Annotated in this window: 23 protein-coding genes; 10 read left to right on the top strand and 13 right to left on the bottom strand. The window is 65.4% G+C overall.

Features of this window, described 5'->3' with window-relative positions; translation table 11 throughout:
* The first annotated feature begins 20 nt into the window (after positions 1-20).
* From I6N89_RS07725 to I6N89_RS07700, 6 genes are all read left to right on the top strand, one after another.
* Positions 21-932 (top strand): TRAP transporter substrate-binding protein, encoded by a 912-nt coding sequence (locus I6N89_RS07725; protein WP_207017676.1) that lies wholly within the window; start codon positions 21-23, stop codon positions 930-932.
* Entirely contained in the window at positions 929-1,468 is a 540-nt protein-coding gene (locus I6N89_RS07720; RefSeq protein WP_207017675.1) for a TRAP transporter small permease, read from the top strand. The genes I6N89_RS07725 and I6N89_RS07720 overlap by 4 nt, the downstream gene beginning before the upstream one ends.
* A gap of 3 nt (positions 1,469-1,471) precedes the next feature.
* A complete protein-coding gene (locus tag I6N89_RS07715; protein WP_207017674.1) occupies positions 1,472-2,758 on the top strand; it encodes a TRAP transporter large permease in 1,287 nt (428 codons plus the stop codon).
* 79 nt (positions 2,759-2,837) lie between these two features.
* A complete protein-coding gene (locus tag I6N89_RS07710) occupies positions 2,838-4,253 on the top strand; it encodes an amidase (RefSeq protein WP_207017673.1) in 1,416 nt (471 codons plus the stop codon).
* A 13-nt stretch (positions 4,254-4,266) separates the two neighbouring features.
* A complete protein-coding gene (locus I6N89_RS07705) occupies positions 4,267-5,088 on the top strand; it encodes a polysaccharide deacetylase family protein (RefSeq protein ID WP_207017672.1) in 822 nt (273 codons plus the stop codon).
* A complete protein-coding gene (locus tag I6N89_RS07700) occupies positions 5,063-6,451 on the top strand; it encodes an MmgE/PrpD family protein (RefSeq protein ID WP_207017671.1) in 1,389 nt (462 codons plus the stop codon). Before I6N89_RS07705 ends, I6N89_RS07700 begins: the two co-directional genes overlap by 26 nt.
* A 50-nt stretch (positions 6,452-6,501) precedes the next feature.
* On the opposite strand, the gene I6N89_RS07695 is transcribed toward I6N89_RS07700, so the two are convergent.
* From I6N89_RS07695 to I6N89_RS07655, 9 genes are all read right to left on the bottom strand, one after another.
* Positions 6,502-7,404, bottom strand: coding sequence for a hypothetical protein (locus I6N89_RS07695; protein ID WP_207017670.1), 903 nt, complete (start codon positions 7,402-7,404; stop codon positions 6,502-6,504).
* On the bottom strand, positions 7,401-8,231 hold the full coding sequence (locus tag I6N89_RS07690; RefSeq protein ID WP_207017669.1) for an MBL fold metallo-hydrolase: 831 nt from the start codon (positions 8,229-8,231) through the stop codon (positions 7,401-7,403). Before I6N89_RS07690 ends, I6N89_RS07695 begins: the two co-directional genes overlap by 4 nt.
* A gap of 134 nt (positions 8,232-8,365) precedes the next feature.
* Positions 8,366-9,826 carry a hypothetical protein gene (locus tag I6N89_RS07685; protein WP_207017668.1) on the bottom strand — a complete coding sequence of 487 codons (1,461 nt, stop codon included), beginning with the start codon at positions 9,824-9,826 and terminating at the stop codon, positions 8,366-8,368.
* Positions 9,823-11,205, bottom strand: coding sequence for an acetyl-CoA carboxylase biotin carboxylase subunit (locus tag I6N89_RS07680; protein ID WP_207017667.1), 1,383 nt, complete (start codon positions 11,203-11,205; stop codon positions 9,823-9,825). The genes I6N89_RS07685 and I6N89_RS07680 overlap by 4 nt, the downstream gene beginning before the upstream one ends.
* Positions 11,206-11,673, bottom strand: a complete 468-nt coding sequence (locus I6N89_RS07675) for an acetyl-CoA carboxylase biotin carboxyl carrier protein (RefSeq protein ID WP_207017666.1) — start codon at positions 11,671-11,673, stop codon at positions 11,206-11,208. It abuts the gene before it with no gap.
* A 411-nt stretch (positions 11,674-12,084) separates the two neighbouring features.
* Positions 12,085-13,161, bottom strand: coding sequence for a TolB family protein (locus tag I6N89_RS07670; RefSeq protein WP_207017665.1), 1,077 nt, complete (start codon positions 13,159-13,161; stop codon positions 12,085-12,087).
* Positions 13,162-13,163: 2 nt separating this feature from the next.
* Positions 13,164-15,050 (bottom strand): TRAP transporter permease, encoded by a 1,887-nt coding sequence (locus tag I6N89_RS07665; protein WP_236016488.1) that lies wholly within the window; start codon positions 15,048-15,050, stop codon positions 13,164-13,166.
* Positions 15,051-15,132: 82 nt separating this feature from the next.
* Entirely contained in the window at positions 15,133-16,137 is a 1,005-nt protein-coding gene (locus tag I6N89_RS07660; protein WP_207017663.1) for a TAXI family TRAP transporter solute-binding subunit, read from the bottom strand.
* A 63-nt stretch (positions 16,138-16,200) separates the two neighbouring features.
* Positions 16,201-17,142: a dihydrodipicolinate synthase family protein gene (locus tag I6N89_RS07655; protein ID WP_207017662.1), complete on the bottom strand. Its 942-nt coding sequence runs from the start codon at positions 17,140-17,142 to the stop codon at positions 16,201-16,203.
* A 156-nt stretch (positions 17,143-17,298) separates the two neighbouring features.
* On the opposite strand from I6N89_RS07655, the gene I6N89_RS07650 reads away from it, so the two are divergent.
* Positions 17,299-18,321, top strand: coding sequence for a LacI family DNA-binding transcriptional regulator (locus I6N89_RS07650; protein WP_207017661.1), 1,023 nt, complete (start codon positions 17,299-17,301; stop codon positions 18,319-18,321).
* A 9-nt stretch (positions 18,322-18,330) separates the two neighbouring features.
* On the opposite strand, the gene I6N89_RS07645 is transcribed toward I6N89_RS07650, so the two are convergent.
* From I6N89_RS07645 to I6N89_RS07630, 4 genes are all read right to left on the bottom strand, one after another.
* Positions 18,331-19,095 (bottom strand): helix-turn-helix domain-containing protein, encoded by a 765-nt coding sequence (locus I6N89_RS07645; RefSeq protein ID WP_207017660.1) that lies wholly within the window; start codon positions 19,093-19,095, stop codon positions 18,331-18,333.
* 168 nt (positions 19,096-19,263) lie between these two features.
* Entirely contained in the window at positions 19,264-20,259 is a 996-nt protein-coding gene (locus I6N89_RS07640; RefSeq protein ID WP_207017659.1) for an NADPH:quinone oxidoreductase family protein, read from the bottom strand.
* A complete protein-coding gene (locus tag I6N89_RS07635; RefSeq protein WP_207017658.1) occupies positions 20,240-21,055 on the bottom strand; it encodes an enoyl-CoA hydratase/isomerase family protein in 816 nt (271 codons plus the stop codon). Before I6N89_RS07635 ends, I6N89_RS07640 begins: the two co-directional genes overlap by 20 nt.
* Positions 21,052-21,927, bottom strand: a complete 876-nt coding sequence (locus tag I6N89_RS07630) for a MaoC/PaaZ C-terminal domain-containing protein (RefSeq protein ID WP_207017657.1) — start codon at positions 21,925-21,927, stop codon at positions 21,052-21,054. Before I6N89_RS07630 ends, I6N89_RS07635 begins: the two co-directional genes overlap by 4 nt.
* 383 nt (positions 21,928-22,310) lie before the next feature.
* Here I6N89_RS07630 and I6N89_RS07625 point away from each other — a divergent pair, with 383 nt between their 5' ends.
* The 3 genes from I6N89_RS07625 to I6N89_RS07615 all read left to right on the top strand — a co-directional run bounded on the left by I6N89_RS07625 (position 22,311) and on the right by I6N89_RS07615 (position 25,338).
* Positions 22,311-23,447, top strand: a complete 1,137-nt coding sequence (locus I6N89_RS07625; protein WP_207017656.1) for a C4-dicarboxylate TRAP transporter substrate-binding protein — start codon at positions 22,311-22,313, stop codon at positions 23,445-23,447.
* A gap of 66 nt (positions 23,448-23,513) precedes the next feature.
* Entirely contained in the window at positions 23,514-24,038 is a 525-nt protein-coding gene (locus tag I6N89_RS07620; protein WP_207017655.1) for a TRAP transporter small permease, read from the top strand.
* Positions 24,031-25,338, top strand: coding sequence for a TRAP transporter large permease (locus I6N89_RS07615; protein WP_207017654.1), 1,308 nt, complete (start codon positions 24,031-24,033; stop codon positions 25,336-25,338). The genes I6N89_RS07620 and I6N89_RS07615 overlap by 8 nt, the downstream gene beginning before the upstream one ends.
* Positions 25,339-25,459: the final 121 nt, after the last annotated feature.

Here is a 25,459-nt window from a genome sequence, read left to right as displayed (position 1 = left end):
CGTGGAGCGAGGAATGGCGCATGGCGGTTCAGAACGATCTCGACAGTCCCGAGGGCCGGACATTCGTGCATTTCGCCGAGAAGGTCGCAGAGTATTCGGGTGGGGATCTCACCATCCGGCTTTATCCCAACGAACAGCTCGGCAAGTCCGAGGCCGTACTCGAGCAGCTTACCATGGGCGCGGTGCAGCTTTACGCCACCGGCTCTGTTTTCATGCAGAAATACGTGCCAGAGATCCGCTGGATCAGCGCGCCCTTCATGATGGACGACCGAGACCACTGGGTGCGGTTCTCGCACACGCCGCTGGTGCAGTCCTGGTACAAGCGCGCCGAGGAAGAGTCGGGCATCGGCATCCTGGGCGATCTAACCGGCGTGCTGCGCGGGCCATACCGGGTGATGCTCAGTGACGTTCCGGTCAACAGTCTTGAAGACGTGAAGGGCATCCGTCTGCGGATGTATTCCGACCAGACCGCAATCGAGATCTGGCAGACGCTCGGCGCCGAGATCCGCGTTCTGGGCTGGGCGGAGACCTATGAGGCGATCAGCCGGGGCATCGTCGACGGGGTGACCGCACCGATTTCCGTGGTCGAGGGCTCGAAGTTCTACGAGGTCGCGCCCTACATCCTGCGCACCGACGAATTCTACCAGTCCATCGCCTTTATGATGAACCAGGAACAGTTCGACGCCCTGCCGGAGAAGGACCAAGAGGCGCTGCTCAAGGCGCATGCAGATGCCGCGGCCTTCTCCTTCGAGGCGATCATGACGCATACCGAAACCGCCGTCGCCGAGCTCGAAGCGAAGGGGGCAACCTATACAGAGATCGACCTTGCGCCCTTCGTCGGGGCCGCACAGGCGCTTTACGAGACCTGGGACGAAAACGGCACGCTTCCCGAGGGCTTCCTTGAAGCGATCGAGACGACCCGCGCGAAATGACCCGCATCCGCACATTCGTCGACGGCGTGGAGGCTTTCCTGCGCGCCGCCGAGACCCTGCTGCGCGTGGCGGTGATCGCCATTCTGGCGGTGATGCTCATGATGAACGGGGCGAATATCCTGCTGCGTGGAGTCTTCGACCGCAGCCTCAACATCGTCTTCCCGCTGACCGTCTTCCTGTTCGTCTGGATGAGCTTTCTCGGCTTCTATCTGGTCTATCGCGAAAAGCGCGACATTCAGGTGACCTTTATCGTCGGCAGGCTGTCGCGGCGGGGCCGTCAGGCGGCACGGCTGATGATCGACCTTCTCGCGGCGGGGCTGATGCTGCTGCTGCTCGTCAACATGCCCCGGGTGCTCGGCTCGCAGGTGGGGCAGATCCTGCTGCTGCCCATCGAGCGCTACTGGCTGACCGTGCCGCTTTGCCTCTCGGCGGCGCTGGTGCTGCTGCATTTCCTGACCGATATGACCCGGCTGCTTTTCGGCATCCGAACGCCCGGCGCCGACCCGTCCAGCGATCTCTATATTCCGGAAGCCTGACCCATGCTCGCAATCCTGTTCGGCGGTTTCACCGGCCTCATGCTGCTTAGCGTGCCCGTCACCATCGCGGTGGGCACCGCCGTGGTGATCGGCTTTGTCTACGCCGGATTCGGCGACAGTTTCTACATCCTGCCGCAGCAAATGCTTGAGGGGATCAACAGCCCCAGCCTCGTGGCGCTGCCCTTCTTCATCCTTACCGGCAACCTGATGAATGTCACCGGCATGACCGACCGGATCTTTGCCTTCGCCACCGCGCTGGTGGGGCATTTCCGGGCCGGGCTGGCGCAGGTCAACGTGGTGGCCTCCGTGGTGTTCTCGGGCATCAACGGCACTTCGGTGGGCGATATCGGCGCCATGGGCCCGATGGAGATCCGCGCCATGCGGGCCAATGGCTACCGCGCCGATTTCGCCGCCGCCCTCACCGTCGCCTCGGCGGTGGTGGGGCCGCTGATCCCGCCCTCGGTCGGGCTGATCATCTATGCGCATCTGGCCGATGTCTCGATTGCGCGGCTGTTCCTCGCGGGCGTGATCCCCGGCCTGGTGATCGCGCTTTGCCTGATGATCTACAACCGCCTTTATGCCGCGCGCCACGAGCTCCCGCGCCAGCCCCGTGCCTCGGTCGCGGCCGTGGTCAAGACCGGGCGGCACGGCCTCGTCAGCCTGATCGCGCCGGCGATCATCATGGGCGCGGTGCTTTCGGGCTATGCCACCGCGACCGAGGCCGGGGTGGTGGCCTGTTTCTACGCGCTGGGTGTTGGGCTGCTCTACAGGAGCGTGACCTTCTCGGCGCTCTACAACGCGATCCACGACGCAGTGCTGGTCACCGCCGTGGTGATGGGCATCATCGCCTTTTCCCACGGCATGTCCTGGCTACTGGCCATCGAGCAGGCACCGCAGGATCTGGCATTGGCGATCACCGGCGCGACCGAGAACAAGACCGTCTTCATGCTGCTGATCCTCGGCATGCTGCTGCTGGTCGGCTGTTTTATGGAGGGTGTCCCCGCCAAGCTGATCCTGGTCCCGGTGCTGCTGCCGCTGATCGACGCTTTCGGGGTCGACCGGGTGCATTTCGGCATCGTCATCCAGCTCGCCCTGCTGGTGGGCATCGCCACGCCGCCCATGGGGATCGGCCTTTATATCGTCGCCGAAATCGCCCGCGTGCCCTTCGAGCGCGTCAGCATCGCGGTGCTGCCGCTGCTGATCCCGCTGCTCGTGGCGCTGCTGCTTATCGCTTTCGTACCGCAATTCTCACTGTTCCTGCCCGATCTGATCCTCGGGCCGGAACAGTGATGCTGCGGTTTCCCGACTGAAGAAAAGGACTGGAAGAATGACCTCTGCTTGCGACCTATCGGCCACTGATGCCAGGCGCATGATCGGCGCCAAAGAATTGTCGCCCGTCGAACTGCTGGAGTCTTGTCTGGCGCGGATCGAGGCGGTCAACGCCCCGGTAAACGGCGTGGTCGCCATCGACCGCGAGGGCGGTCTGAAGGCAGCACGCCGCGCCGAGGCGGCGGTGATGGCCGGCGAGGCGCTGGGGCCGCTGCACGGGCTGCCGCTCGGGATCAAGGATCTCAACGACACCGCCGGGCTGCGCACCACCTACGGCTCGCCGATGTTCGCAGACCAGGTGCCGGAGAAGGACGAGCATATCGTCGCCAACCTGCGCGCCAAGGGGGCGCTGGTCTTTGCCAAGACCAACACGCCGGAATGGGGCGCGGGCGGCAACACGTTCAACCCGGTCTATGGCGTGAGCGGCAACCCCTTCGCGCCCAAGCTGACCTGCGGCGGCTCCTCCGGCGGCTCGGCCATCGCGCTTTCCACCGGGATGATGCCTCTGGCGCATGGCTCGGACAATGCCGGCAGCCTGCGGATTCCGGCAGCCTATTGCGGCGTGGTGGGCTACCGGCCCACGGCGGGGATCGTCGCCTCCGACAAGCGCCCCTTCGGTCTCTCGCATTTCCCGGTACAGGGGCCCATGGGTCGGACCGTGGCCGATGTGGACCTGATGCTGCGGGCCATGGCCACCTCTGACGCCATCGATCCGCTGGCCACGCCGCTTTCGCCCGAGGGCGACGCGCCGGTGGATCTCTCGACGCTGCGCGTGGCTTTTTCCGAGGATCTGGGCTTTGCCGCCGTCGACCGCGGGCTGCGCAAGGTCTTTCGCGAGCGCGTCGGTCTGTTCGACTCGGCCTTCATGGAGACCGGCTGGGCGCATCCCGACTTCACCGGCACGCGCGAGACCTACGAGATCATCCGCGCCTTCAACTACATCGCCCTCTACGCCGAGCGCGCCCGCGACGAGCCCGACCGCTGGGGGCCGCTGGTCGAGGAGAACCTGACCCATGCGGCACGGTTCTCGATCGAGGAGATGGCCATCGCGCATATGGACCAGACCCGGATCTACCGCCGCGCGCAGACCTTCTTCGAAACCGTCGACGTGCTGATCACGCCCACGGTAGGCGCCTATCCCTGGCCCAAGCACGAGATCTACCCCTCGAAGATCGACGACAGCGAAATGGCCAATTACTTCGACTGGGTGGCGCTGACCTATGCGATCACCATGCTGAACCTTCCCTGCATCTCGATCCCCTGCGGGCTCGACGATCAGGGCACGCCCTTCGGCATCCAGATCGTCGGCAAGCGCAATGGCGATCTCAGGCTGCTACGCGTGGCCCGCGCCGTCGAAGAGCTGCTGGCGGCGACGCCGGCGCTGGCCCGCCCCGTGCCCGATATCGCAACGCTCTCCACCCTGCCGGGCGGGGACGAGAAACTGCCGGTCCGCTGAGAAAGGAACCCCCATGTCCGATACCGTCACCTGGCCCAACGGAGCGAAATGCGCCGTGATGCTGACCTTCGATTTCGATGCCGAGACGCTCTGGCTCTCGCGCGACCCCAACAATGCCAAGCGCCCCGGCGTGCTGTCGCAGGGCGGGTATGGCGGCAAGGTCGCGGTGCCCAAGATCCTAGAACTGCTGCGCGAGGAGGAGCTCCCCGCGACCTTCTTCGTGCCCGGCTGGACGGCGGAGAACTATACCGACCGCGTCGAGGCGATCCTGAAGGACGGGCACGAGATCGGCCATCACGGCTATCTGCACGAATACGTCAATCCCGACGAGCCGGAGCGCGAGGCCGAGGTGTTCGACAAGGGGCTGGAGGCGTTGCAGCGCACGGTGGGCTATCGCCCGGTGGGCTACCGCCCGCCCGCCGGCGATCTCAGCCCCAATATGATCGACATCCTCGCCGCGCGCGACTTCAAGTTCGTCTCCTCGATGCTGGACGACTACAAACCCTACCGCCACACGCTTGCCGACGGGTCGAATGGCCCGGTAGAGCTGCCCTGGCACTGGAGCCTCGACGACGCGGTCTATTTCCTGTTCTCGATACAGAGCCCGCGCCCGATCTTCACCAATTCCCATGTGCTGGAGATCTGGAAGCAGGAGTTCCTGGAGATCTACCGCTGGGGTGGGCTGTTCGACCTGATCATGCATCCGCAGATCATCGGGCGGCCGTCGCGGCTGGTGCTGCTGCGCGAGTTCATCGCCTATGTCCGGCGCTTCCCCGGCGTCTGGTTCGCCACTGGTTCGGAGGTCGCGGATGCCTGGCTCAACCAGACCAAGTGAGGCCGTGCCCGTGCCGCCGCTGACCGCGCGCTTCGCGGAATTTGCGGCGGGCTTGTCCGTCGATACCTTGGAGCCAGAGGTGCGCGAGACAGCGCGCAACTGCCTGACCGACTGGCTGGGCGTGACCATCGCAGGGGCGGGCGACGCTTCGCTCGCCCCGCTGATCGCGGTTCTGGGCGAAGAAGGCGGGGCCGGTGTGGCCAGCGTCTTCGGGCGCCGCGAGCGGCTGCCGGCGCAGGCGGCGGCGACGGTCAACGGCGCGGCGAGCGAAATCCACGATTACGACGACACCTATTACCCGATGTACGGCCACCCCTCGGCGGCGCCCATCGCCACGGCACTGGCGCTGGCGGAAAAGACCGGCGCATCGGGCGGCGATCTGCTGGCGGGCGTTGCCGTGGGTAGCGAGATCTCCTGCCGCCTCGGTCGTCTGGTGGGATACGAGCCCTATCTGCGCGGGCTGAGCCCCACTGGCACCTCCGGCGCCGTCGGAGCGGCGGCGGCGGGCGCGCGGGTGCTGCGGCTGGATACGGAGGCAACGGGCCGGGCGCTGGCGCTGGGGGCTGCGCAGGCCGCCGGGCTGCATGCCAGCGGGTCGTCCTCGGCGATGCAGCTTCAGGCCGGGCGCGCCGCCGGGTCCGGCGTGCTGGCCGCAGAGCTGGCAGCGCGCGGCTTTACCGCCCACGGCACCCTGTTGGAGGCGCCGCGCGGATTTGTCTCGAGCCGGGGCGGAGCGCCCGACTGGGATACCGGGCTCGACGGGCTGGGCGCGCGGTTCGCGATCCGCGACATCTACTTCAAGTTCGCCGCCTCCTGCGGCGGGACGCAACCGACCATCGAGGCCACCGAACGGCTGCGCGCGCAGGCGATGCAGGGCGAGGGCCCCCGCGAGATCGTCGTCGCGGTGTCCCAGACCGTGCGCACGCTCTGCCGCGTGAACATCCCTACCGGCGGCTACGAGGCGAAGTTCAGCCTGCCGTTCTGTGCGGCAGCGACCCTGCTGGGGATCGACCTCGGCGCGCTGGAGAGCTTCGACGCGGCAGTGATCGCGCGGCCCGAGGTGCAGGCGCTGATGGCGCGGGTGCGCGTGGTGGTGGAGCCGTCGCAAGCCGAATGGCAGGCGGTGGTCAGCATCGGCACCGCAAGCGGCGCGATCCTGAGCGAGAGCGCGGGAATCCCGGACACCGGAGCACCGAGCGCGGCGCTGGCGCCGCGCATCCGGCGCAAGTTCCTCAAGCTCGCCGCCCCGGTTCTGGGGGAAGCACGCGCGCAGGAGGTTCTTGCGGTGCTCACCGATCTCGAAACGCGCCCCGCCGCGGCGCTGTTCACAGCGCTCGCCGGGGCTTCCGAGACGGTGGCGTAGCGGAAGAAAAGCGCGCTCCGGCCAGAGAGAAACCGGAGCGCGAAACCGGCTCAGAACGGGCCGAACCGGTCGATGAAATCGCCAAGCGCGTTGGGAAAGGTCTCGCGGCTCAGCTCTTCGAGCGCGACGCAGCACGACTCGATGACCATGCGCACCGCCTCCGCCCCTTCGATGACGCAGCCGAATTCCGGGCAGATCCGGTCGATGGGCGGCCCGTCCATCAGCGCCTTGAGCTCGGCAATCATCGGGGTCGTGTCGATGCCGATCAGCCAGTCGAACTTGGCACAGATGAACGCCTTCTGCCGCTCCGGGCTGATCTGGTCTGCGGTGGGTGTCACCACGGTGGGCGCGTCCGGGCTGTCGCAAAGCAGGAAGCCGAAGAAGTCGGATGTGAAGAGCGTGCGCGAGGCGTCGTGATAGACCCAGGCCGCCGACAGCACGCGCAGCGTCGTGCGGTGCAGCGCCACGGTCGAGCTGCCCACATCCATCACCGCATCGGCGGGCATCGGGCAGAAATCGGCCTTGGTCAGCGCGTGGATCTGCGCGGCGGCGGCGGCATCCTCCATCTGGGCGAAGAAATCCAGCGGGTTCAGATCGCCGGCGGTGTGCACGGCGCTGATGCCGTAATCCGCGACCAGCCAGGGCAGGTTCATGGTGGTATCGGGTTCGCGCCGCGTCGCCAGAAGCCGGCGCCGCGTGGCCCCCGGCACGATCCGCTCAAGCAGCGCGCGGATACCGGGCTCCTGCACGGTGACGCCGGTGTCGATCAGCATCAGGTCGTCGCCATCGCGCAGCGCGTAGAAGTTGAAGGGCATCCAGCCGGTCGCGGTCTTCGGCTGAAAGGAGAGCGGCGCGTCGAGCTTGACCATGCAGGGGGCGCCGAACAGCGTCTCGCCCCAAAGCGCGGTTCCGGGGCTGGACGGGGTGGCGGTAACGGGAGGGGCGATGCTCATTTCGCGGTGACCATGCGGTTCTGGGACGCGGGCACGGGCCCCTGTCCGGGTTGATAGACGGCCATGCCGTTCTTGAAGAGATCGGCCAGTTCCTCGATCGTGTCGTCGATCAGCCCGCCATGGGCGGGCGCGATCAGGCGCGGTTTCAGCGCCGCGAGCAGATCGTCGATCTGGGTGAAGGTCAGGCTCGCATCGGTGTAGCGCGTCCATTGCAGGGCACGTTCGTTGAAGAACTGCACAAGCTCGATATCCGGTGTCGGGATCTCGCTGGTCATGTAGTCCGTCTCGCCCGGATGGTGGTAATGCAAATAGGCGAACCCGTCCGAGACATAGAGCGTGCGCGATTTGGTATCGAAGCCCCATTGCGAGCTGTTCAGGTCTTTCCAGATCGCCGGAACGATCAGGAATTCGCGGTCGCCCAGGTCGATCCGGTCACCCGGTTCGGTCGGCTGGAACCGGTCCACGAGATCGGGATAGTAAAGCCGGTCGTCCCAGATATTCCCCAGCGCGATGGCGTTGGGATATTTCTCCAGCCAGTTGGGCAGCAGCCCCGCATGCGGGAATTCGCAATGGGTCGAGAACACGTAATCCAGGGGCCGCCCGTCGAGGAATGCCTCGATCTCGGGCTCCAGCGTGTCCCAGTGCATCGGGTGGCCGGTATCCACCAGGAGCGTCTTTTCCGATCCCTTGATGAGAAAGCAGGAAAAATGTCCGTAGACGGTTTTCCCCTTGAAGGTGACCCCCATGCAGCCACCGGCCCAGAGCAGGTCTTCGGCGATGCGGCGGGGCAGGTTGCCGGTGGGCGGATCGAGCGCTTTGATCTTCATGTCTCTCACTTCATCTTATGGTATACCATAATACAGTATTGCCTTTTCCGCTCCGGGCAAGCGTCATGCGCGTCAAAGCCCGGATGACCCATCGGTGGCGCGAGAGGTGCTGAAATAGGCGGCGGGTTGTGGGGTCATGACCGGCTCAGCGCCACGCTGACATCACCCTTTCTGACGCTCACCGACTCATGCGCCGAGAGGTTCGCCAGCCCGGCGATCAGCGACACCAGCGGCGAGCGTCCGATGGGCTCTTCCACCACCGGCGGCGTGTTGCGGAACCGCGCCAGCGCGGCCTCGTCCACATAGCTGCGCACGATCAGCTCCTCGTCAGTCAGGGTGCCGCCGAGCGCGCGCCGCAGCTCAGCGAGGCTCGGCTCCGGCGGCGCCGCGCGCGCGGCGATCTCACGGGCACGGGGGCGGTCGAGGATGCGGTCGCGCACATTGGGGTCCATATGCTCCACCGCCTCGCGGCCCCAGAGCCCGAGCGTATATTCAATGATCTCGTCGGTGACCTGCTTGTAGCGCGCGCCGGTGATCACGTTCACCGCCGCCTGGGTGCCGATATACTGCGCCATGGGCGTGATCATGATCGGATAACCGAACTCGGCCCGCATCTGGGCGACCTCCTCTTTGATCAGGCCCATACGCCCGCCCATGCCGACCTTTTCGAGCTGGAACTCAAGGCTCGACGTCATGCCGCCGGGAATCTGGTGGGTATAAATCGTCTCATCATAGGCCAGCGGCCTGCTCACCGGCAGCCCCTCGCGCTGCGCGAGGCCGAAAAGGTGCTCGGACACGCGCCGCATGCGGGGCTCGTCGAGCGGCACGTCGTAGCCACGGGCGCGCAGATTGTGGAACACATCGAGGGTCGAGGGTAGCGACAGCCCGTCGGCGACCGGCGGCAGCGAGGTATGGATATGCCGCAGCCCCAGAGCGGCCGCCTCCTGCACGTTATAGGTGGCGAGCCCGTTGTTGCAGTGCAGGTGCAGCTCGATGGGAATGTCGCCCGCTGCCGCGATCATGCCGGGCAGAATCTCGCGCAGGCTTTCGGGGGTCAGCAGACCGCCCACATCCTTGAGGCAGAGCCGGTAGGGCCGCAGCGCCGCCGCATCGCGGGTGCGCTCGATGAAATACGCCGCGGTGTGGCGGGGCGAAACCGTGTAGATGATGTTGACGACCGACTCCATGCCCATCTTGCGCATCTCGTCGTGTTCGTCCTTGAGATTGGCGAAATCGTTCCACGGGTCCGAGATCCGCCCGGTGGTGATGCCCGCATCGACCACCGTCTTCAGCAGCAGCCGCGAGATGCATTCCGGCACCCGGCCCAGCCCGCTGCGATACCCGCCATGCAGGCGCAGCGGCGTCTGTGTCGCACGCGCGGTGCCGAGGCGGAGCCACTGGAACGGATCCTCGTTCAGATCGCGGATCATTTTCTTGATCTGGACGACGGGCACGTAGAATTCCATCGCCTCGAACCCGGCGCCGTCGAGCTCTTCCAGCGCCGGCAGCATCCAGCCGGTGCGCATGTTCATCGCCCAGATGCATTGCTGTCCGTCGCGCAGCGTGGTGTCGATGATCTCGATCCTGTCGGTCATGCGCGCTTTTCCCCTTGTGTGTGGTCTGCGATGTAGTCTTCGCTCACGCCTTCCAGCCATTTCGTGTTGATGCGGCCGGCGCGGAAATCCTCCTGCGCCAGCACATGTTCGAGAAAGGGAATGGTGGTCTCGATCCCCGCCACACGGAAATCGCCGAGCGCGCGTCGTGCCCGCTCGATGGCGTCGGAACGGTCGGTGCCCAGAACGATAAGCTTGCCCACCAGCGAGTCGTAGAAGGGCGGGATGACGTAGCCCTCATGCGCGTGGCTGTCGATGCGCAGGCCGTCGCCCTCGGGCGGCGCCCATTCGGTCAGGCGTCCAGGGGAGGGGGCAAAGCCGCGCAGCGGCGATTCCGCGTTGATCCGGCATTCGATGGCGTGGCCGGTCAGATGCACCTGCTCCTGCGTGACCGAGAGCGGCTCGCCCGCCGCCACACGCAGCTGTTCGGCGACGATGTCGATGCCGGCGATCGCCTCGGTCACCGGATGCTCGACCTGCACGCGGGTATTCATCTCCAGAAAGAAAAAACGGCCCCGGTCGGCATCGACGATGAACTCCACCGTACCGGCGCTGCAATAGCCGATATGCCGGGCGAGCGCGACGGCGGCGGCGCGGATCTCGTTGCGTAGCGCCGCGTCCAAACCGAAGGCCGGGGCCTCCTCCAGAACCTTCTGATAGCGGCGCTGTAGCGAGCAGTCGCGCTCGCCCAGATGGATCACAGTGCCATGACCGTCGGCGAGGATCTGCACCTCCACATGCCGGGCGTTGTCGATATAGCGCTCCAGAAACAGGGCGTTGTCGCCGAAAGCCGCCTGCGCCTCGGCCGAGGCGGTCTCGAAGGCGGGTTTCAGATCGGCGGCGCTGCGCACGATGCGGATGCCGCGTCCGCCACCGCCGGCAGCGGCCTTGAACAGCACCGGCATGCCGATCTCTTCGGCGATGCCCCGCGCCTGGGCGAAATCGGTGATGCGCGGCGAGCCGGGTGCGAGCGGCACGCCGACCTCGCGGGCGATGTCGCGGGCGATGAGCTTGTTGCCCATCTGGCGGATGTTCTCGGCACTGGGGCCGACGAAGATCACACCGTTCTCGGCGCAGGCGGCGGCGAAACCGGCGTTTTCCGACAGGAATCCATAGCCCGGATGGACCGCATCGCAGCCGGTGCCGAGCGCCGTGGCGAGCAGCAGATCCTGCCGCAAATAGCTGTCGGAGGAGCGCGCGGGCCCGATGCAGACGGCGCGGTCCGCCATGCGCGCGGCCATGCTGTCGCGGTCCGCCGCCGAGACGGCGACCACCGTTTCCAGGCCGAGCGACTTGCAGGCCCGGACGATGCGCACGGCGATTTCGCCCCGGTTGGCGACGAGGACGCGGCTCAGGGGCATTTATGCCTCCGGCCGGATTAGGACGAGCGGTTGCCCGAATTCGACGAAATCGCCGTCGCCCGCCAGGCAGCGGACGACCGTGCCGGGACGGTCGGCCTTCACATGGGTAAAGACCTTCATGACCTCGATCACACCGATTGTGGTCTCCTCGGTCACCGCGTCGCCTTCGGTGACAAAGGGCGCGGCGCCGGGTTCGGGAGCGAGGTAGAATGTGCCGACGATGGGGGCTTCAATCGCCGAAAGCCCGTCCTCATGCTCTGCCGCGACTGGTGCGGTGGAGGGAGCGGGCGGAGGCGGCGCACCCGGAGCAGCGGCCGGTGGCGGCGCGGCAGGCGCGATGCTGTGGGCGGACGGTGCGGATTTCCGGGCGGACAGCTTCAGATCGCCGATCTGAAGCTCGATGCTGTTGAAGGATGAGGCTTCGACGAGCGAGAGAATTTGGCGGATATCGTCATTGGAAAGGGACATTCCGGCGCTCCCGGGTTGTGGCTTCGAGTGGCGACGACACCTCGGGCGCATGCTCTCGCGGCCCGGTCGTGCCATCGCGACGCGCGCAGCAGACCGGCGACCCATTGCGAAACGGATCGGTTGCCGACCGCGTTGCAGCGCCTGCATAAAGTTAGACCTGTAACTATTTTTGTATGATGGAATACCAAAAAAGATGAAAACCGCATACAGCTTTCGGGAGTGATGGAAATATGGGCGTATTGGCGGTGCCGATGATGCCGAAGGCGGCAGCGACGGGGGCGCATGACAGCCGCCGCCCGTTCCGATCCGGCTAAGGCGACCGGTCGCGGGTGGCGTTCAAACGCAAAGGGGAACATGTCGCGCCTGGCCAGTCCGCTCTCGGCACCGGATCTCACAAGGCAATGCTCGCGGTCACCGCAGGGTCGCGACAAAAACCTGTGCAAAGCCGCTGGCGTCGGAGGTGAACACGACCTGCCGCCCATCCGGCGAAAACCTCGGGTGCGGGTGAGTGTGCTGTGGCGCATGCACCTTTACCGGCCCGTTGTTGTAGGGGAAGGGGTGTGCCCAATGCGCGCCCTGTGAACTGGCCTCTGGCGCCGTCAGGAAGCGCGGACCTTGCGCCCCGGCAAGGTCGAGCAGATGCAGCCCGCGGTCGGGAAAGTTGGTGTCGCAGACAAGCTGCTCTCCGGTCGCGTCCGGCGCGCCGTGCCAGACCGGGAAATCGGTGATCGCGGCGACCCTGCCGGTATCGGGGTCGATCTCGCCCATGCCGTTCGGCCAGTCGACGAATAGCACGGTACGGTGACCCGGGCGCCAGACCTCGTGGGTGATCCACTGCATGTCATGCGCGCGCTTGAAGATCCGACGCGCGTTGCCGGCGCGGTCGGTCACCCAGACCCGGTCGGTCATCGGCCCGGCATAAAGGATCAGATCCTCATCATCGGGGCAGAACTGCGGATGCCCGATGGTCGGCGCTTCCAGGAACACCTCGGCGCTCTGGCGTTCGGTGTCGATCAGCCAGAAACGGCTGACCGCGCCGGTCTTGACCGGGACCGCCCAGTAGCGCCCGCTGGCCGACAACGCGGTGGTGCCCATCGCCGCGCCGACCATGCCCGCCTCGCGCATTTCGGTGCTGTCGAACCGGACCAGCGTTTCCACGCTGCCGTCGCGGGGCGAGACGCGTTTGCCCTCCTGCCCAGCGACATAGTAAATCCATTGCCCGTCCTTCGAAGGGATGACCGACCATTCCGCCAGCGCGGGCTCCTCGGTGAGCTGGATCAGCTCGGCGCCCGGCGCGCGCTCGATATAGATCTGCGGGGTGCAGCTGCGATGCGAGATCAGCAGAAGGAACGACATGGCCGTATCCCAGGCATCGACAAAGAAGAACGGATGATGATGGATCGAGGGATGATCCGTGACTTGCCGCAAGCTGACGGTGTCGGTTTCGCTGAGGATCCGCGTTTCGGACTGTATGGAGATCGTGGGCATGTTTACTCCGCCGGGTTGGTCAGGCTTTCGGGGCTGCGGCGCGACAGCAGCGCAACGCCAAGGGTGAGGGCCCAGCCGGCGATAAGCGCCATGAGCCAAAGGGAGGAACCGGAGGGTGCGATCACCGCCACGAGCCCGGCGGCACCGATGGCGCTGCGGCTGGGCCAGCCAAGCGGACGCCCTGCCCAGCCGCCAAAGGCCACGGCCCAGAGCGCTGTCGAGACCAGCAGCGACAGCGCACTGAACCCGATCTGCGCCGCGCTGCCCTGGGCCAGTACGCCGGGATCGAAGACAAACGCGAAGGGCACGAAAAACGCGACGAGGCTGAGGCCGAAGGCCGAAAGGCTGGTGCGCACGGCCGGTGCCTGTCCGACCGCCGCCGCCGCAAAGGAGGCCAGCGCCACGGGCGGGGTCACCATGGACAGCACGCAGTAGTAGAAGATGAAGAAATGCGCCGCGAGCGGCTGGATGCCGAGATCCTCGATGGCGGGCACGAACAGCACCGCGCCGATGATATAGGCGGCGACCGTCGGCAGGCCCATCCCCATGACGATGCAACCGATCATGGCGAGCATAAGCGACAGGTAGACCGAGCCCTCCGAGAGCGACAACAGCGAGCCCGCGAATTTCAGAGCGAGGTTCGACTGCACCGCCACGGCGATGATCAGCCCGATGGAGGCGATCGGAACCGCCACCTCGGCCACCTGCCTGGGCGCGTCTCGCAGCGCCCCGAATATCTCGTTCGGCCCGATCCAGGTGCTGCGCCGCAAGAACGGCACGACGAGGCAGGCCGCGGCGGCGATCACGGCGGCATAAGAAGCGGAGAAGCCGCTTATCAGCAGCGTGATCAGCAGGATCGGTGGCAGGATCAGGTGCAGACGCGGACCAAGTGCCTCGGTCTCGGCGATCTCCTGCGCCGTCAGCGCGCGGATGCCGTCGCGCCGCGCCGAAAGATCGACCACCATGAGCAGCGCCAGGTAAAAGGCCAGCGCGGGGATCAGCCCGGCAAGCGCGATCTGTGCATAGGGCATGCCCAGAAGCTCGGCCATGACAAAGGCGGCGACGCCCATGATCGGCGGCATCAGCTGTCCGCCGGTGGAGGCGATGGCCTCGATCCCGGAGGCGCGATGCGCGGCGAGCCCGGTCCGCTTCATCAGCGGAATGGTGAAGACGCCGGTGGACACCACATTTGCGACGGCGGAGCCGGAGATCGACCCCATCAGGGAAGAGCCGATGATCGCGGCCTTGGCCGTGCCGCCGGTGGCGCGCCCGGCGGCGCGGATCGCGAGGTCGATGAATAGCTGGCCGCCGCCCACGGCGGAATAGAACGCGCCGAAGAGGATGAAGTAGAAGACAAAACTGACCGATGTCGCGGTGGTGATGCCCAGCACACCCGCTGTGGTCATCGTGGTGATTTCGGTCGCCGCCTCGATGCCGAACCCCCGGAACTGCAACCAGCCGGGCAGCACATTGCCCCAGAACGCATAGGCGATGAAGGCCAGCAGCACCCAGACCAGAATCATGCCCACGGCCCGGCGCGCGCCCTCCAGCAGCAGGCCCACCAGCAGCGCCCCGAAGACGATATCGGTAGCAAAGACCGGCGAGACGTTTTCCATGCGCGTGGTCAGCCGCTCGAACCCGGTAAGGTAATATCCGAGCACCGCCAGCGATCCGGCGATCAGCAGCCCGTCGATCGTCAGGCAGAGCGGGCGCGGCAGCCGTTCCGGGGTCAGCGGCTTGTAGAGGAACAGCAGCACAAGAGCGGCGGCGAGGTGGACCGGGCGCTCCAGCAGCGGCTGCTGCGGTTCGAAGAGCAGCCAGATCTGAAAGGCGATGAGGGCCAGACCGATCACAAAGGCGGCGGTTCTGGCGGGGCTTTGGGACAGCATGGGGCGCATGGTCTCCTCCATTCAGCGTATCGCGAGAAGCGGAAGGGTGGCGCGGCCGGACCTGCCAGCCGCGCCCGGAGGCTCACATCAGACCGGCTTCGCGATAGTAGCGCAGCGCGCCGGGGTGCAACGCGATGCCGGTGTTTTCGGGCAGCATCGCCTTTTTCGGATCAAATCCGGACCACGCGCCATGCGAGGCCTTGAGCTCGTCCGCATGCTCGATGATCGCCTTGGTCACCTGATAGGCGATGTCCTCGTCGAGTGTAGCGCTCGCGATCAGCACGGTTCCCAGATTGGCGCCCTGGGTCGCGGTGCTCTGGCCCTTGTACCAATCCGGGCCGTAGCTGCCGGGGGTCAGCCCGTTCTTTTCGAGAACGGCCATCGCCGGCTCGGGCACGTCGAGGAACACAACATCGGCGGTCAGCGCAACTTCGGTGATCGTCGGGTGTCCCTTGATCATCGTGTCGATATAGACATCGGCATTGCCGTTGCGCATCTGGTCGGCGATCTGGCCGGTATCGACCTGAATAATATCGCCCCCATTCGCCTTGATCTGCTCAGCCGAGGTGCCGAGCCCTTCAAAGATCATCTGCGCGACGGGCACGGCAGAAGAGCCGACAGGCTTCATCAGCACCCGCACCGGTTTGCCGGAGGCCATGATCTCGTCGAGATCGGTGGTTCCCATCTCGTCGGTGAACGCATTGCGCGCCATGGCGCCGACATAGACATCGTTCAACCCGCCGACCAGCGCGCGAATATCCGGCGCGCTCATGCCCTCGTAGACGCTTTCGTTGCCCTGATTGGCCCAGACCGCAGAGGCCTTGTTGGAGAGCGCGATCTCGGCCTTGCCACCCTGCACGACCATCGGGTTGGCGATACCGCCGCCCCGCGCGATCACCTCGACGCTGTTCTTGCCGAGGATCGGCTCGATGATCTGCTCGAGCGTCGCGGCAAAGACGTACCAGGACGAGCCCTCGCGCATGGCGCCGATGCGCACATCCTGCGCAACGGCGGAACTGGCCAGAACGGTGGCCGCGACGGCCGCCGTCGCGGCGCGGCGCAGACCGCTGAGTTTGACGTTGAACATGGTTTCCTCCCTTGTGTCAGAATGCCCCCGGTCCTCCGCCGGGGGCAAACGGCGTTTCAGCCGTTATTCCGCGGCCATCGCCAGATCCACCCGACCGATGCCTGCGGCGTCGAAGGCAGCTTCGATCTCGCGCTCTGCGGCGTCTCCCAGATCCTTCAGGGGCTCACGGATCGTCGCATGATCGAGCAGGCCGCGATAGCGCAGGCCGATCTTCAGCGCGACCGTGCCCTCCATGTGCGAGCCGCGGTGATAGACCGTGCGGGTCACCGGCAGGAGCTGTTCGAAGATCTTGCGGGCCTGCGGGTAATCCTGCGCCTTGCCCGCTGCGATCAGGTCGATCAGCAGTTCCGGCGCGATATTGCCGTAGCCTACCAGCAGACCGTCGACATCGAACATAGTCGGCAGCAGCCATTCGTCGTGACAGGACAGGATCTGAAGGTCGGGCTGAGCCTTCTTGAGTTCGGGAATCTCGACATACCAGCGCTTCATATTGCGCACGCCGTTCTTGGTCGCGACACAGCCTTCCTGTGCGGCGATCTCAAGCTGGGTGTCGAGATCGTAGCTTGCCTTTGTGGCATCGGGATACTGGAACAGGATCGTCTGAAGACCGCCCTCTTCGTAGATCGCCTTGTAGCGGTCCTGCGGCGCGCCCTTCTGAAAGCCGAAGCGCAGCCAGCCGTGATTGGGATAGACCAGCGCGCCGGTGGCGCCGGCATCGTGAGAGCGCCGGGCCTCTTCCGCCGCGACCTTGGTGCCCTCACCGGTAATGCCCGCGATGATCGGGATATCGACGGCGTCCTTGTAGGCGCGGATCAGCTCCAGCCGCTCGTCCGTGGTCAGGAAGGTACCTTCGCCGGCATGGCCGAGGATCACCAGAGATTTCACTTCGTCGAAGCTGGCCAGCCATTTCGCGATGCGCACATTCGCCGCGATATCGAGCGAGCCATCGCGGTTGAAGGCGGTCACGGGGGCGGGGCTCAGACCGCGAAGATCCATGGGTTGCATGTGGGGGTCTCCTCCTGATGCGTTTTCAAATCCGTCCAACCCGCGGCTCGCTCCGTTTGGGAACGATTGCGGGAACGTTCCCAAAAATGCATTGCCAGCCGGGCCTGTCAAGTGATAGTTTTGGTCATCACGGGGAGCGGGACCGGAGGGCAGGCCATGTCGGACGAGGAAATCACAACGAGATCAAAGGCTCGGGTGACACTGCACGACGTGGCACGCGAGGCGGGCGTGTCGAAATCCACCGTGTCCCGAATGCTCGACGAACGGCTTCCCAACTCCGACTCACCCAAGGCCCGCAAGGTGCGTGAGGTGGCGCGCAGGCTGGGCTATGTGCGTGATGTCTCCGCGGCCAGCCTGCGCCGCGGCTCGACCGGCACCATCGGCGTCATCGTGCCGCGCCTGACCGACACGGTCATGGCGATGCTGTACGAGGCGATCAGCCAGGCCGCCGCGCAGCAGGGCCGCTTTGCCATCGTCGCCACCACCGACGACAATCCCGAGGCCAGCCGGCAGGCGGCCGAAGCGTTGATCCGGCGCGGCGTCGACGGGCTGATCCTGACCACGGCGCGGCTGGGCGACGATTTCGGAGATGAGCTGCGAGATCGGGGGGTGCCTTTCGTTTTCGCGCTGCGCCACAACGGCGCCACAGCAGCGTCGGTCGGAGACGACAAGCTCGGCGGGTATCTCGCGACGCGCCATTTGCTCGATCTCGGCCACCGGCGCATTGGCATCATCGCCGGCCCCGATTACGCCACCAGCTCTCTCGGACGGCACGCCGGCTACCGGCAGGCCATCGAAGAAGCGGGCTTGCCCTCCGATCCCGCACTTGTCGTTGCTTCCAGCTTCAGCATCGAATCCGGCGAGACCGCCGCCCGTCAGCTTCTGGACCTCGACGTCCCGCCGACGGCGATCTTTGCAATTAACGACAACACCGCGATCGGCAGCATGTCGGCGATCGCCCAGCGAGGGCTGTCGGTGCCGGGCGATATTTCACTGGTCGGTTACAACGACATCCCCATTGTAAGCCGTCTGCCGATCCCGTTGACCACGGTGCGCGTCCCGTTCGACCGGGTCGCCGAGCTGGCGCTGCAATTGCTGTTCGAGGACAGCCCGCAACCGGCGGTCCGCCGCGTCACGCCGAGCCTCATTCCTAGGAAATCGACCGCCCCTCTGAGCTAGCACGCGATGTCACATCGGCATCTGCTTAATCTCGGGCTCTCTCTGCGACACGATGAAATCCGACCCCAGCATGCTGGCACGCATCTGTTTCGGCGGCAGCCCGTAGGTGCTGCGGATCGACCTGCTGAAATGGGTCGAATCCGGATAGCCGAGCGTCATGGCGGTCTCGGTCAGCGAGTTCGGCGCGTCGATATGTTCGAGATAGGCCCGCGCACGGCGCCACATGCGATAGCGGCGGAACTGGATGCCGGTATCGTTGACGAAAAGACGCCGGAACCGCGAACTCGACATGGAAAACTCGTCGGCGCAATCGGCCACAAAGATCGCGTCGCCGACGCCGCGCATCACCATCCGCGTGGCAAAGTGGATCCGCTCGTCGAGCGTGCGCTTTTCGAGCGCATAGCCGAACATCGACGTATCGAAGGCGTCGCAGTCGAAAGGCTCTTCGGGCGAAAGCTCGGTGACGCCTTCGACACCGAAATCCGAAAGTAGCCTGTCGAGTTTCGGGTCGGGCGCGCGGAGCATATTGAGCGACTGGCGCAGATCCGACAGGCAGCGCTCAGAGACGGTTTCGGGCTCGATCAGGATCGTCTTGACGAATTTCGGGCCCGCCGCGATCCGGTGGCGGACAAAGGCCGGAACTGTCACCACACGTCCGGTGACACTGCCTTCGCCGTCGATCTCGACGGTGACGCTGTCCTCCATTCCGACATAGATCACAAGGGCGCCGATCACCCGCGTATCCAGACGCGATCCGAGCCGGCATGTGTGCATGACGCGCTCCGGTGCGATAACGACCGTTCGTCGAAAATCCAATGTGTTATCCTCCCATATCCGCAGTCGCATCAGGCGCGGCGCGGACATCCTCCAAAGCAAAGCTTAGCTCCCGCGCGTCCCGATGCAACCGTTTCATTTCCCCTCCGGAAACCGGCCTGGTGCCTCTCAGACCGTGACCAGAACCTTTCCCATGACCGTCCTTTCGTTCAGCGCGGCGATGGCGCGGGCTCCCTCTGTAAGCGGGTAGGTCGCGTGGATGCGCGGCCTGATTTTTCCCTCGGCGCAGAGCTCCAGCAGACGGGCCATGGCGCGCCGGTTGGCCTCGGGCGCACGTTCCACCGCCGCCCCCCAGAACACGCCGCGGATATCGCAGGATTTCAGCAGCGGCAGATTGGCCGGAATGCGCGCGATACCGGCGGGAAAGCCGACAATGAGAAACCGGCCGCCAAAGCCCATGCAGCGCAGCGCCGGCTCGCTGTAGTCGCCGCCGACGATATCGACGACGATATCCGCGCCCTCCGGGCCGATCGCCTCGCGCAGCGCACCGGCAAACGCCTTCTGTGCCGTCCGGTCGAGCGGGCCGCGCGGATAGATCACGGTGGCATCCGACCCGCACGCGCGGGCGGCGGCGCATTTTTCCGCGCTGCTGGCGGCGGCCACGACACGGGCGCCCAGCAGCTTGGCGAGTTCCACCGTCGCCATGCCGACACCGCCTGCCGCGCCCAGAACCACCACCGTTTCGCCCGGGCGCAGCCCTCCACGCTCTTCGAGCGCATGCAGCGCGGTGCCATAGGTCATTTGCAGCGACGCCGCATCGGCATCGCTGACAGCGTCCGGCACCGGATGACACTGCGCCGCCGGAACGCAGACCTTTTCCGCCAGCGCACCCCAGACGGTGAGCGCCATGACACGGTCGCCGGGCGCAAAACCCGTGACGCCATCGCCCAGCGTTTCGACCACGCCACAGAGCTCGGCACCGGGGGCGAAGGGACGCTCGGGACGGAACTGATAGCGATCCTCGATGATCAGCGTGTCGGGATAGTTGATCCCGACGCAGCGCACGGAGATGCGTATTTCGCCGGGTCCGGGCTCCGGCTGAGGACGCGTTGCCAGCGTGAGCCGCTCCGGGCCGCCAGGGTTCTCACTGAGAAGAATTTTCATGGCCTATACCTCCTGATCGGGGTGCCGGATCTCGGACCTTGTCCAGAAACGCCGCGATGGCGGCGCGGGCTTCGGGCCGTGCGATTGCCTGCGACACGCTCGCACCCTCATGGTCGAGATGATCGGGCAGCGGTGCATCGCGACCCGCGCGGATCAACCGACGGGTCTGGCCCGCAGCCCATCCGCTTCCCCTGGCCAGCGTCTCGGCGATCCGGGCGGTTTCCCCGGCCAGCGCTGCATGCGGAACCGTCCGGGTAACCAACCCGGATGCCACGGCCTCCTGCGCGCTCATCGGCGCGCCCAGCAGCAGAAACGCCATCGCCGCGCGCTCCCCCATGACGCGCGGCAGCACCCAGCTCGAGCCGCCATCCGGCGTCAGCTCCAGACGGTCATAGGCGGGTACAAACCGCGCCTGCTCGGACGCGAGCACGATATCGCCCAAGGCGGCGAGGACGACACCGGCGCCCGCCGCCGTTCCCTGAATGGCGGTGATCAGCGGTTTCTCCATCCTGTCGATCAGGACGATGCTGCGATGCAATGTATCCGCAACCCCGAGAATGCGCTCTGGCATGGTCTCGGGCCCCTCCGCCGCGAAATCGGCGAGGTCGCCACCGCCGCAGAACAATCGCCCCTCGGCCCTCAATACGATGCAGCGCACATCGTCGCGCGCGGTCAGATCCTGAAGGGCGGCGAACAGATCGCGTGCAAGACCGCCGCTGATCGCATTCGCCGCGTCCGGACGGTTGAGGCTGAGCCAGCCGACGCCCGCCTCGATCCGGGTTGCCACATCTGTCATGTCGCGACCGCCTCGCTGACTCCGCTGCTGGGAGACCTCTGCGCATCGGGGAAATAGCCCAGCTCTCCCTCGTTCATAACAACGCGCCCCGCCACCTGAACGCGGAATCTGGCGCCGTCCGTGTCATGCCAGATCTCCAGTGTCAGGGTTTCGCCGGGATAGACCGGCGCGGTGAATCGCGCATCCATGAGCCGGAGGCGGCGGCCTCCTGCCTCGCGCATGAGGGCGCGGCAGATATGGCCGTAGCTGCACAGACCGTGCAGAATCGGCCGCTCGAACCCGGACCGCCGGGCGGAATCCGGGTCGATATGCAACGGATTGTCATCCCCCATGAGCCGATAGAGCGCGGCGGCGCGCGGCGAGGTCGGCACCGCGACAACCCGGTCGGCGGGACGGTCGGGCAGGGGGGCGGAGCGCGGCACAGAGCGGCGCGGACCGCCGATCCCGCCATCCGCACGGAACAGCACCCGTTGCGTGATCTTCGCCAGCGCGGCGCCGGTCTCCACGTCGCAGATGCTGCGTTCGAGATGCACCATGGCCCCACGGCCGTCGCCCCTGTCCTGAATCGCGGTAATTCTCGGCAGGGCGGTGACATGCCCGGCGACCGGGATGTCGCGGCAAAGCTCGATCCGTTCAGAGACATGCAGCGCCTGCGAGTCATCGAGCGGAACCTCGGGGGCCGCGCTCCAATGGCCGCTATGAGCGAGAACGGTCGCCAGCGACGGCACAGCCTTCAGGCCGGGCTCGTTGATCAGATCGAGATCCCCAGTCCCAGCACCGATGCCGAGCGCGTAAAGGATCGTTTCGCGCGTGTCATAGCGATGATCCACCCTCTCGAACCGATGATCGAGCAGCCGCTCATAGCGCGACATGGCGTGCCTCCTCCAGCCTGGGCAATCCGCGCGCCCAAAGTCTCCTCCCCGGGTGCGCGGTCTCTGCCGGGACGCAGGTTTGCAAGCAGGCGGAGCGATTGTCAAAGAAATTCGTCTGACGATAACGTCTGAGTGAGTGCGGCGCCTCAGATGCGAGGCAGCGGGTCTATGCGGCCTGACGCACCGCGCTGATTCACCTTCGTGCAGCGCTGGCCGCGACCGGCTCAGCCGCTAGACGCAAGAAATTTCGACGCGGGGGCAGTAAGGATGGATGAGGGAGGCGGATGCGGTTTCTGGGCAAGATGGATTGGATGACGGTTTCACGGAACGTGCGGACAAATCTCTAAGACCAAGAAAGATGAAAACATCCGGGAGGAGAGAAAATGAACAGACTGACAAGGATGGCCGGCTCGGCATGTCTGCTGGCCTGCATGTCCGGAACGGCAATGGCCGACCAGCTGAGCTATGCGAGCGGCTGGCCGCCGGGCGCAAGCGTGACGCCTGTCTTTGAATCCTTTGCCAAGACGCTTGAGGAAAAGACCGGCGGCGATCTTTCGATGAAGGTCTATTCTCTGAGCCTGCTGAACTTTCTCGAAGCGAATGAGGGCGTCAAGAATGGCCTCGCCGATCTGATCACGCTGCTGCCACCCTATTTCGCATCCGAATACCCCCATCTCAACATGATCTCGGAAACCTCTTCGGTCATGGCGCTGGAGGGCAATGAAAGCGAGCTGCCGTCCTTTGCCTTTGCCGGCATGATGACCGAACTGGTGATGCTCGACTGCCCGTCCTGTCAGGAAGAGATGAAGAAGCAGAGCCAGGTGATGCTGGGCGTTGCGATGACGACACCCTATATGATGGCCTGCGTCACCGACATCGCCTCGGCCGACGATCTCAACGGCAAGCGGTTCCGCGCGGCGGGCGCCTATTGGTCCCGCTGGGCGGAGGCCATGGGCGCGGTTCCGGTCTCGATGTCGATCAACGAGACCTTCGAGGCGCTCGAACAGGGCGTGCTCGACTGCACGTTGAGCAACGGCCCCGACCTTGCGAATTTCAGCCTGAACGAAGTGGTCGACCGGGTCTATGTGGGCGCGCCGAGCGGGATGTTCCCGTTCCCGACGACCATGAATATCGACCGCTGGCAGGGCCTGAGCGATGAACATCGCGCCGCACTGCTGGAATCGAGCGCCGAGCTGATCGCCGGACTCGCCTGGGATTACCACATCGTCGAGATCGCCGCTCTGGAAGACGTGGTCGCGCGTGGCAACACGCTGACCGATGTGCCGGACGATGTGCAGTCCGCCACCCGCGACTTCCTCGCCTCCGATCTCGCGGCGCTTTCGGACAGCTACAAGGAGCGGTTCGGAATGGAAGGCGGCGACATGCTCCTGCAAAAGATCAAGGATCTCGCCCCGCGCTGGATCGAACTGGTCGAGGGCGTCAGCAGCGAAGAGCAGCTTGCAGAGATCTTCTGGCAGGAGATCTTCTCCAAGGTCGATCCTGCGAGTTACGGTCAGTAAGTCCGCTGGCGCGTGGTCCTGGCAACGCCGCGCGCCAGCCTGTCTCCCTCATGCGAGAGTGACGCAATGCAAGTTCTGAGCAAGGCTTTGTCCTATCTGGAAAAGCTGGCCACCTTCGTCGGCATGGCCTGCGTGGTGCTGATGATGCTCCATGTCACTGCGGATGTCGCCGGACGGTATTTCTTCGGTCGTCCGGTTCCGGGGACCATCACCGTCGTGGCGAGCTACTACATGGTCGCGCTCAGCTTCATGCCGCTGATCGTGGCGGAGCGTCAGAACGCGCATATCTCTGTCGATCTCATCTTCGACAGGCTGCCCGCCTGGATGCGGCGCGGCCTAACGGTGCTCAATCACCTCTTCGTGGCGACAGTGCTGATCTTTGCTGCCGTCCGCACCTGGCAGGTTGCCGTGAGCAAAACGAATATCGGCGCAGCGGTGGAACAGGGAACAACGCTGATCCCCGTCTGGCAGAGCTACTGGCTGCTTCCGGTCGGGCTTGGGCTGATGGCCCTCCTGTGCGTGACCAAGCTGATCCAGTCCCTGCTGCCAGGCGGCACGCCAGACGTAAAGACGGAGCATCCCAATGAGTGACGTTGCCATCGGGCTGAGCGGTCTCGGCGTTCTGTTCGTGCTGATCGCGCTGCGGTTTCACATCGGGTTCGCACTGATCGGTGTGTCGTTTTTCGGCCTCTGGCTGCTGCGTGGCTGGGGCCTCGCCTGGGGCTCGCTTGGCATCATCCCCTATCAGTTCACTTCGAACTGGGTGCTGAGCTCGATCCCGATGTTCCTGTTTCTCGGCTATATCAGCTTCTATACCAATCTGACCATTGGCCTGTTCAACGCCGCCCGGGTCTGGACCTCTGCGCTGCCCGGCGGGTTGGCCATCGCCTCGATCTTCGGCTCGGCTGGGTTTGCCGCAGTGTCGGGCTCGTCCCTGGCCTGCTCGGCAGCAATGGGCCGGATCGCGGTGCCTGAGATGATCAAGCACAAATACCACCCTGAGCTGGCCACCGGCACCGTCGCCGTCGCCGGCACCATCGGCGCGCTGATCCCACCGTCGATCATCCTCATCCTGTACGGGGTGATCGCGCAGGTTTCGGTCTCGGCGCTGTTCCTCGGCGGCACCGCGATGGGTATTCTGACGACGATAGGCTACGTGCTCGTGGTGGTTCTGCGCGTGAAGCTCAACCCGGCGCTTGCGCCGATGCGCGACGAGTCCATGTCCTTTGCCGACCGGCTCTATCACCTCAAGGACACCTGGCCGATCCTGCTCGTGATGTTGGGAATTTTCGGCGGGCTCTTCGGCGGTGTCTTCACGCCGACCGAAGCCGGTGCGGTCGGTGCGGCGCTGGCCTGCGGTATCGCTTTGCTGCGCGGAGACATGACGCTCGAGCGGTTCACTGCCGCCGCCCGTGACACCATGACCGCCACCGCCTCGCTGATCGTCATCGCGGTGGGGGCCAGCCTGCTCACACGGTTCCTCGTACTGTCGGGCGCGGGCGATTATCTCTCCGAAGCCATCATCGCAGTGGGCGCCAACCCGTTCCTGCTCATGTGCGGCATTGTCCTTGTCTATCTCGTCCTCGGCATGTTCCTGGAGCCCATCGGCTCCATGCTGCTGACGCTGCCGATCATCCTGCCGGTGATCGACGATGCCGGCTGGAGCCTGCTCTGGTTCGGCGTGGTGCTGACCAAGCTGCTCGAAATCGGCATGCTGACCCCACCGGTCGGAATGAACGTCTTTGTCATCAAGGGAGTGGTCGGCAATCTCGTTTCACTCGGCGCGATTTTCCGCGGTGTCGCGTGGTTCATTGCGCTGGACCTGCTGCTGGTGGTGCTGGCCAGCGTGTTTCCTCAGATCGTCGAGTTTCTGCCTGCGCTGCTGAAGTGATCCGCATCGCCATTTCAGGCCGTCCGGCCTTTGCCGGCGGCCTCCTTTCCGCATGCGGGCAGCGTACTCCACACCGCGCCGCAAACTTTCCGAAGCGAGTGACGCTAAACGCAAGAACGGC

The organism is Salipiger abyssi (assembly GCF_017311415.1).
Lineage (GTDB): Bacteria > Pseudomonadota > Alphaproteobacteria > Rhodobacterales > Rhodobacteraceae > Salipiger > Salipiger abyssi_A.
Note: the sequence above shows the minus strand (reverse complement) of the source record. Positions and strands in the feature narration are given on the sequence as shown.

Bases quoted from the DNA above. Each gene is read 5' to 3' on its own strand.
- I6N89_RS07690 (WP_207017669.1), bottom strand. From the start codon at position 8,231: ATGAAGATCAAAGCGCTCGATCCGCCCACCGGCAACCTGCCCCGCCGC.
- I6N89_RS07630 (WP_207017657.1), bottom strand. From the start codon at position 21,927: ATGTCGCGCTATGAGCGGCTGCTCGATCATCGGTTCGAGAGGGTGGAT.
- I6N89_RS07615 (WP_207017654.1), top strand. From the start codon at position 24,031: ATGAGTGACGTTGCCATCGGGCTGAGCGGTCTCGGCGTTCTGTTCGTG.
- I6N89_RS07670 (WP_207017665.1), bottom strand. From the start codon at position 13,161: ATGCCCACGATCTCCATACAGTCCGAAACGCGGATCCTCAGCGAAACC.
- I6N89_RS07705 (WP_207017672.1), top strand. From the start codon at position 4,267: ATGTCCGATACCGTCACCTGGCCCAACGGAGCGAAATGCGCCGTGATG.
- I6N89_RS07680 (WP_207017667.1), bottom strand. From the start codon at position 11,205: ATGCCCCTGAGCCGCGTCCTCGTCGCCAACCGGGGCGAAATCGCCGTG.
- I6N89_RS07655 (WP_207017662.1), bottom strand. From the start codon at position 17,142: ATGCAACCCATGGATCTTCGCGGTCTGAGCCCCGCCCCCGTGACCGCC.
- I6N89_RS07660 (WP_207017663.1), bottom strand. From the start codon at position 16,137: ATGTTCAACGTCAAACTCAGCGGTCTGCGCCGCGCCGCGACGGCGGCC.
- I6N89_RS07665 (WP_236016488.1), bottom strand. From the start codon at position 15,050: ATGCTGTCCCAAAGCCCCGCCAGAACCGCCGCCTTTGTGATCGGTCTG.
- I6N89_RS07720 (WP_207017675.1), top strand. From the start codon at position 929: ATGACCCGCATCCGCACATTCGTCGACGGCGTGGAGGCTTTCCTGCGC.
- I6N89_RS07635 (WP_207017658.1), bottom strand. From the start codon at position 21,055: ATGACAGATGTGGCAACCCGGATCGAGGCGGGCGTCGGCTGGCTCAGC.
- I6N89_RS07650 (WP_207017661.1), top strand. From the start codon at position 17,299: ATGTCGGACGAGGAAATCACAACGAGATCAAAGGCTCGGGTGACACTG.
- I6N89_RS07700 (WP_207017671.1), top strand. From the start codon at position 5,063: ATGCCTGGCTCAACCAGACCAAGTGAGGCCGTGCCCGTGCCGCCGCTG.
- I6N89_RS07685 (WP_207017668.1), bottom strand. From the start codon at position 9,826: ATGACCGACAGGATCGAGATCATCGACACCACGCTGCGCGACGGACAG.
- I6N89_RS07715 (WP_207017674.1), top strand. From the start codon at position 1,472: ATGCTCGCAATCCTGTTCGGCGGTTTCACCGGCCTCATGCTGCTTAGC.
- I6N89_RS07725 (WP_207017676.1), top strand. From the start codon at position 21: ATGGCGGTTCAGAACGATCTCGACAGTCCCGAGGGCCGGACATTCGTG.
- I6N89_RS07645 (WP_207017660.1), bottom strand. From the start codon at position 19,095: ATGCACACATGCCGGCTCGGATCGCGTCTGGATACGCGGGTGATCGGC.
- I6N89_RS07625 (WP_207017656.1), top strand. From the start codon at position 22,311: ATGAACAGACTGACAAGGATGGCCGGCTCGGCATGTCTGCTGGCCTGC.
- I6N89_RS07710 (WP_207017673.1), top strand. From the start codon at position 2,838: ATGATCGGCGCCAAAGAATTGTCGCCCGTCGAACTGCTGGAGTCTTGT.
- I6N89_RS07675 (WP_207017666.1), bottom strand. From the start codon at position 11,673: ATGTCCCTTTCCAATGACGATATCCGCCAAATTCTCTCGCTCGTCGAA.
- I6N89_RS07695 (WP_207017670.1), bottom strand. From the start codon at position 7,404: ATGAGCATCGCCCCTCCCGTTACCGCCACCCCGTCCAGCCCCGGAACC.
- I6N89_RS07640 (WP_207017659.1), bottom strand. From the start codon at position 20,259: ATGAAAATTCTTCTCAGTGAGAACCCTGGCGGCCCGGAGCGGCTCACG.
- I6N89_RS07620 (WP_207017655.1), top strand. From the start codon at position 23,514: ATGCAAGTTCTGAGCAAGGCTTTGTCCTATCTGGAAAAGCTGGCCACC.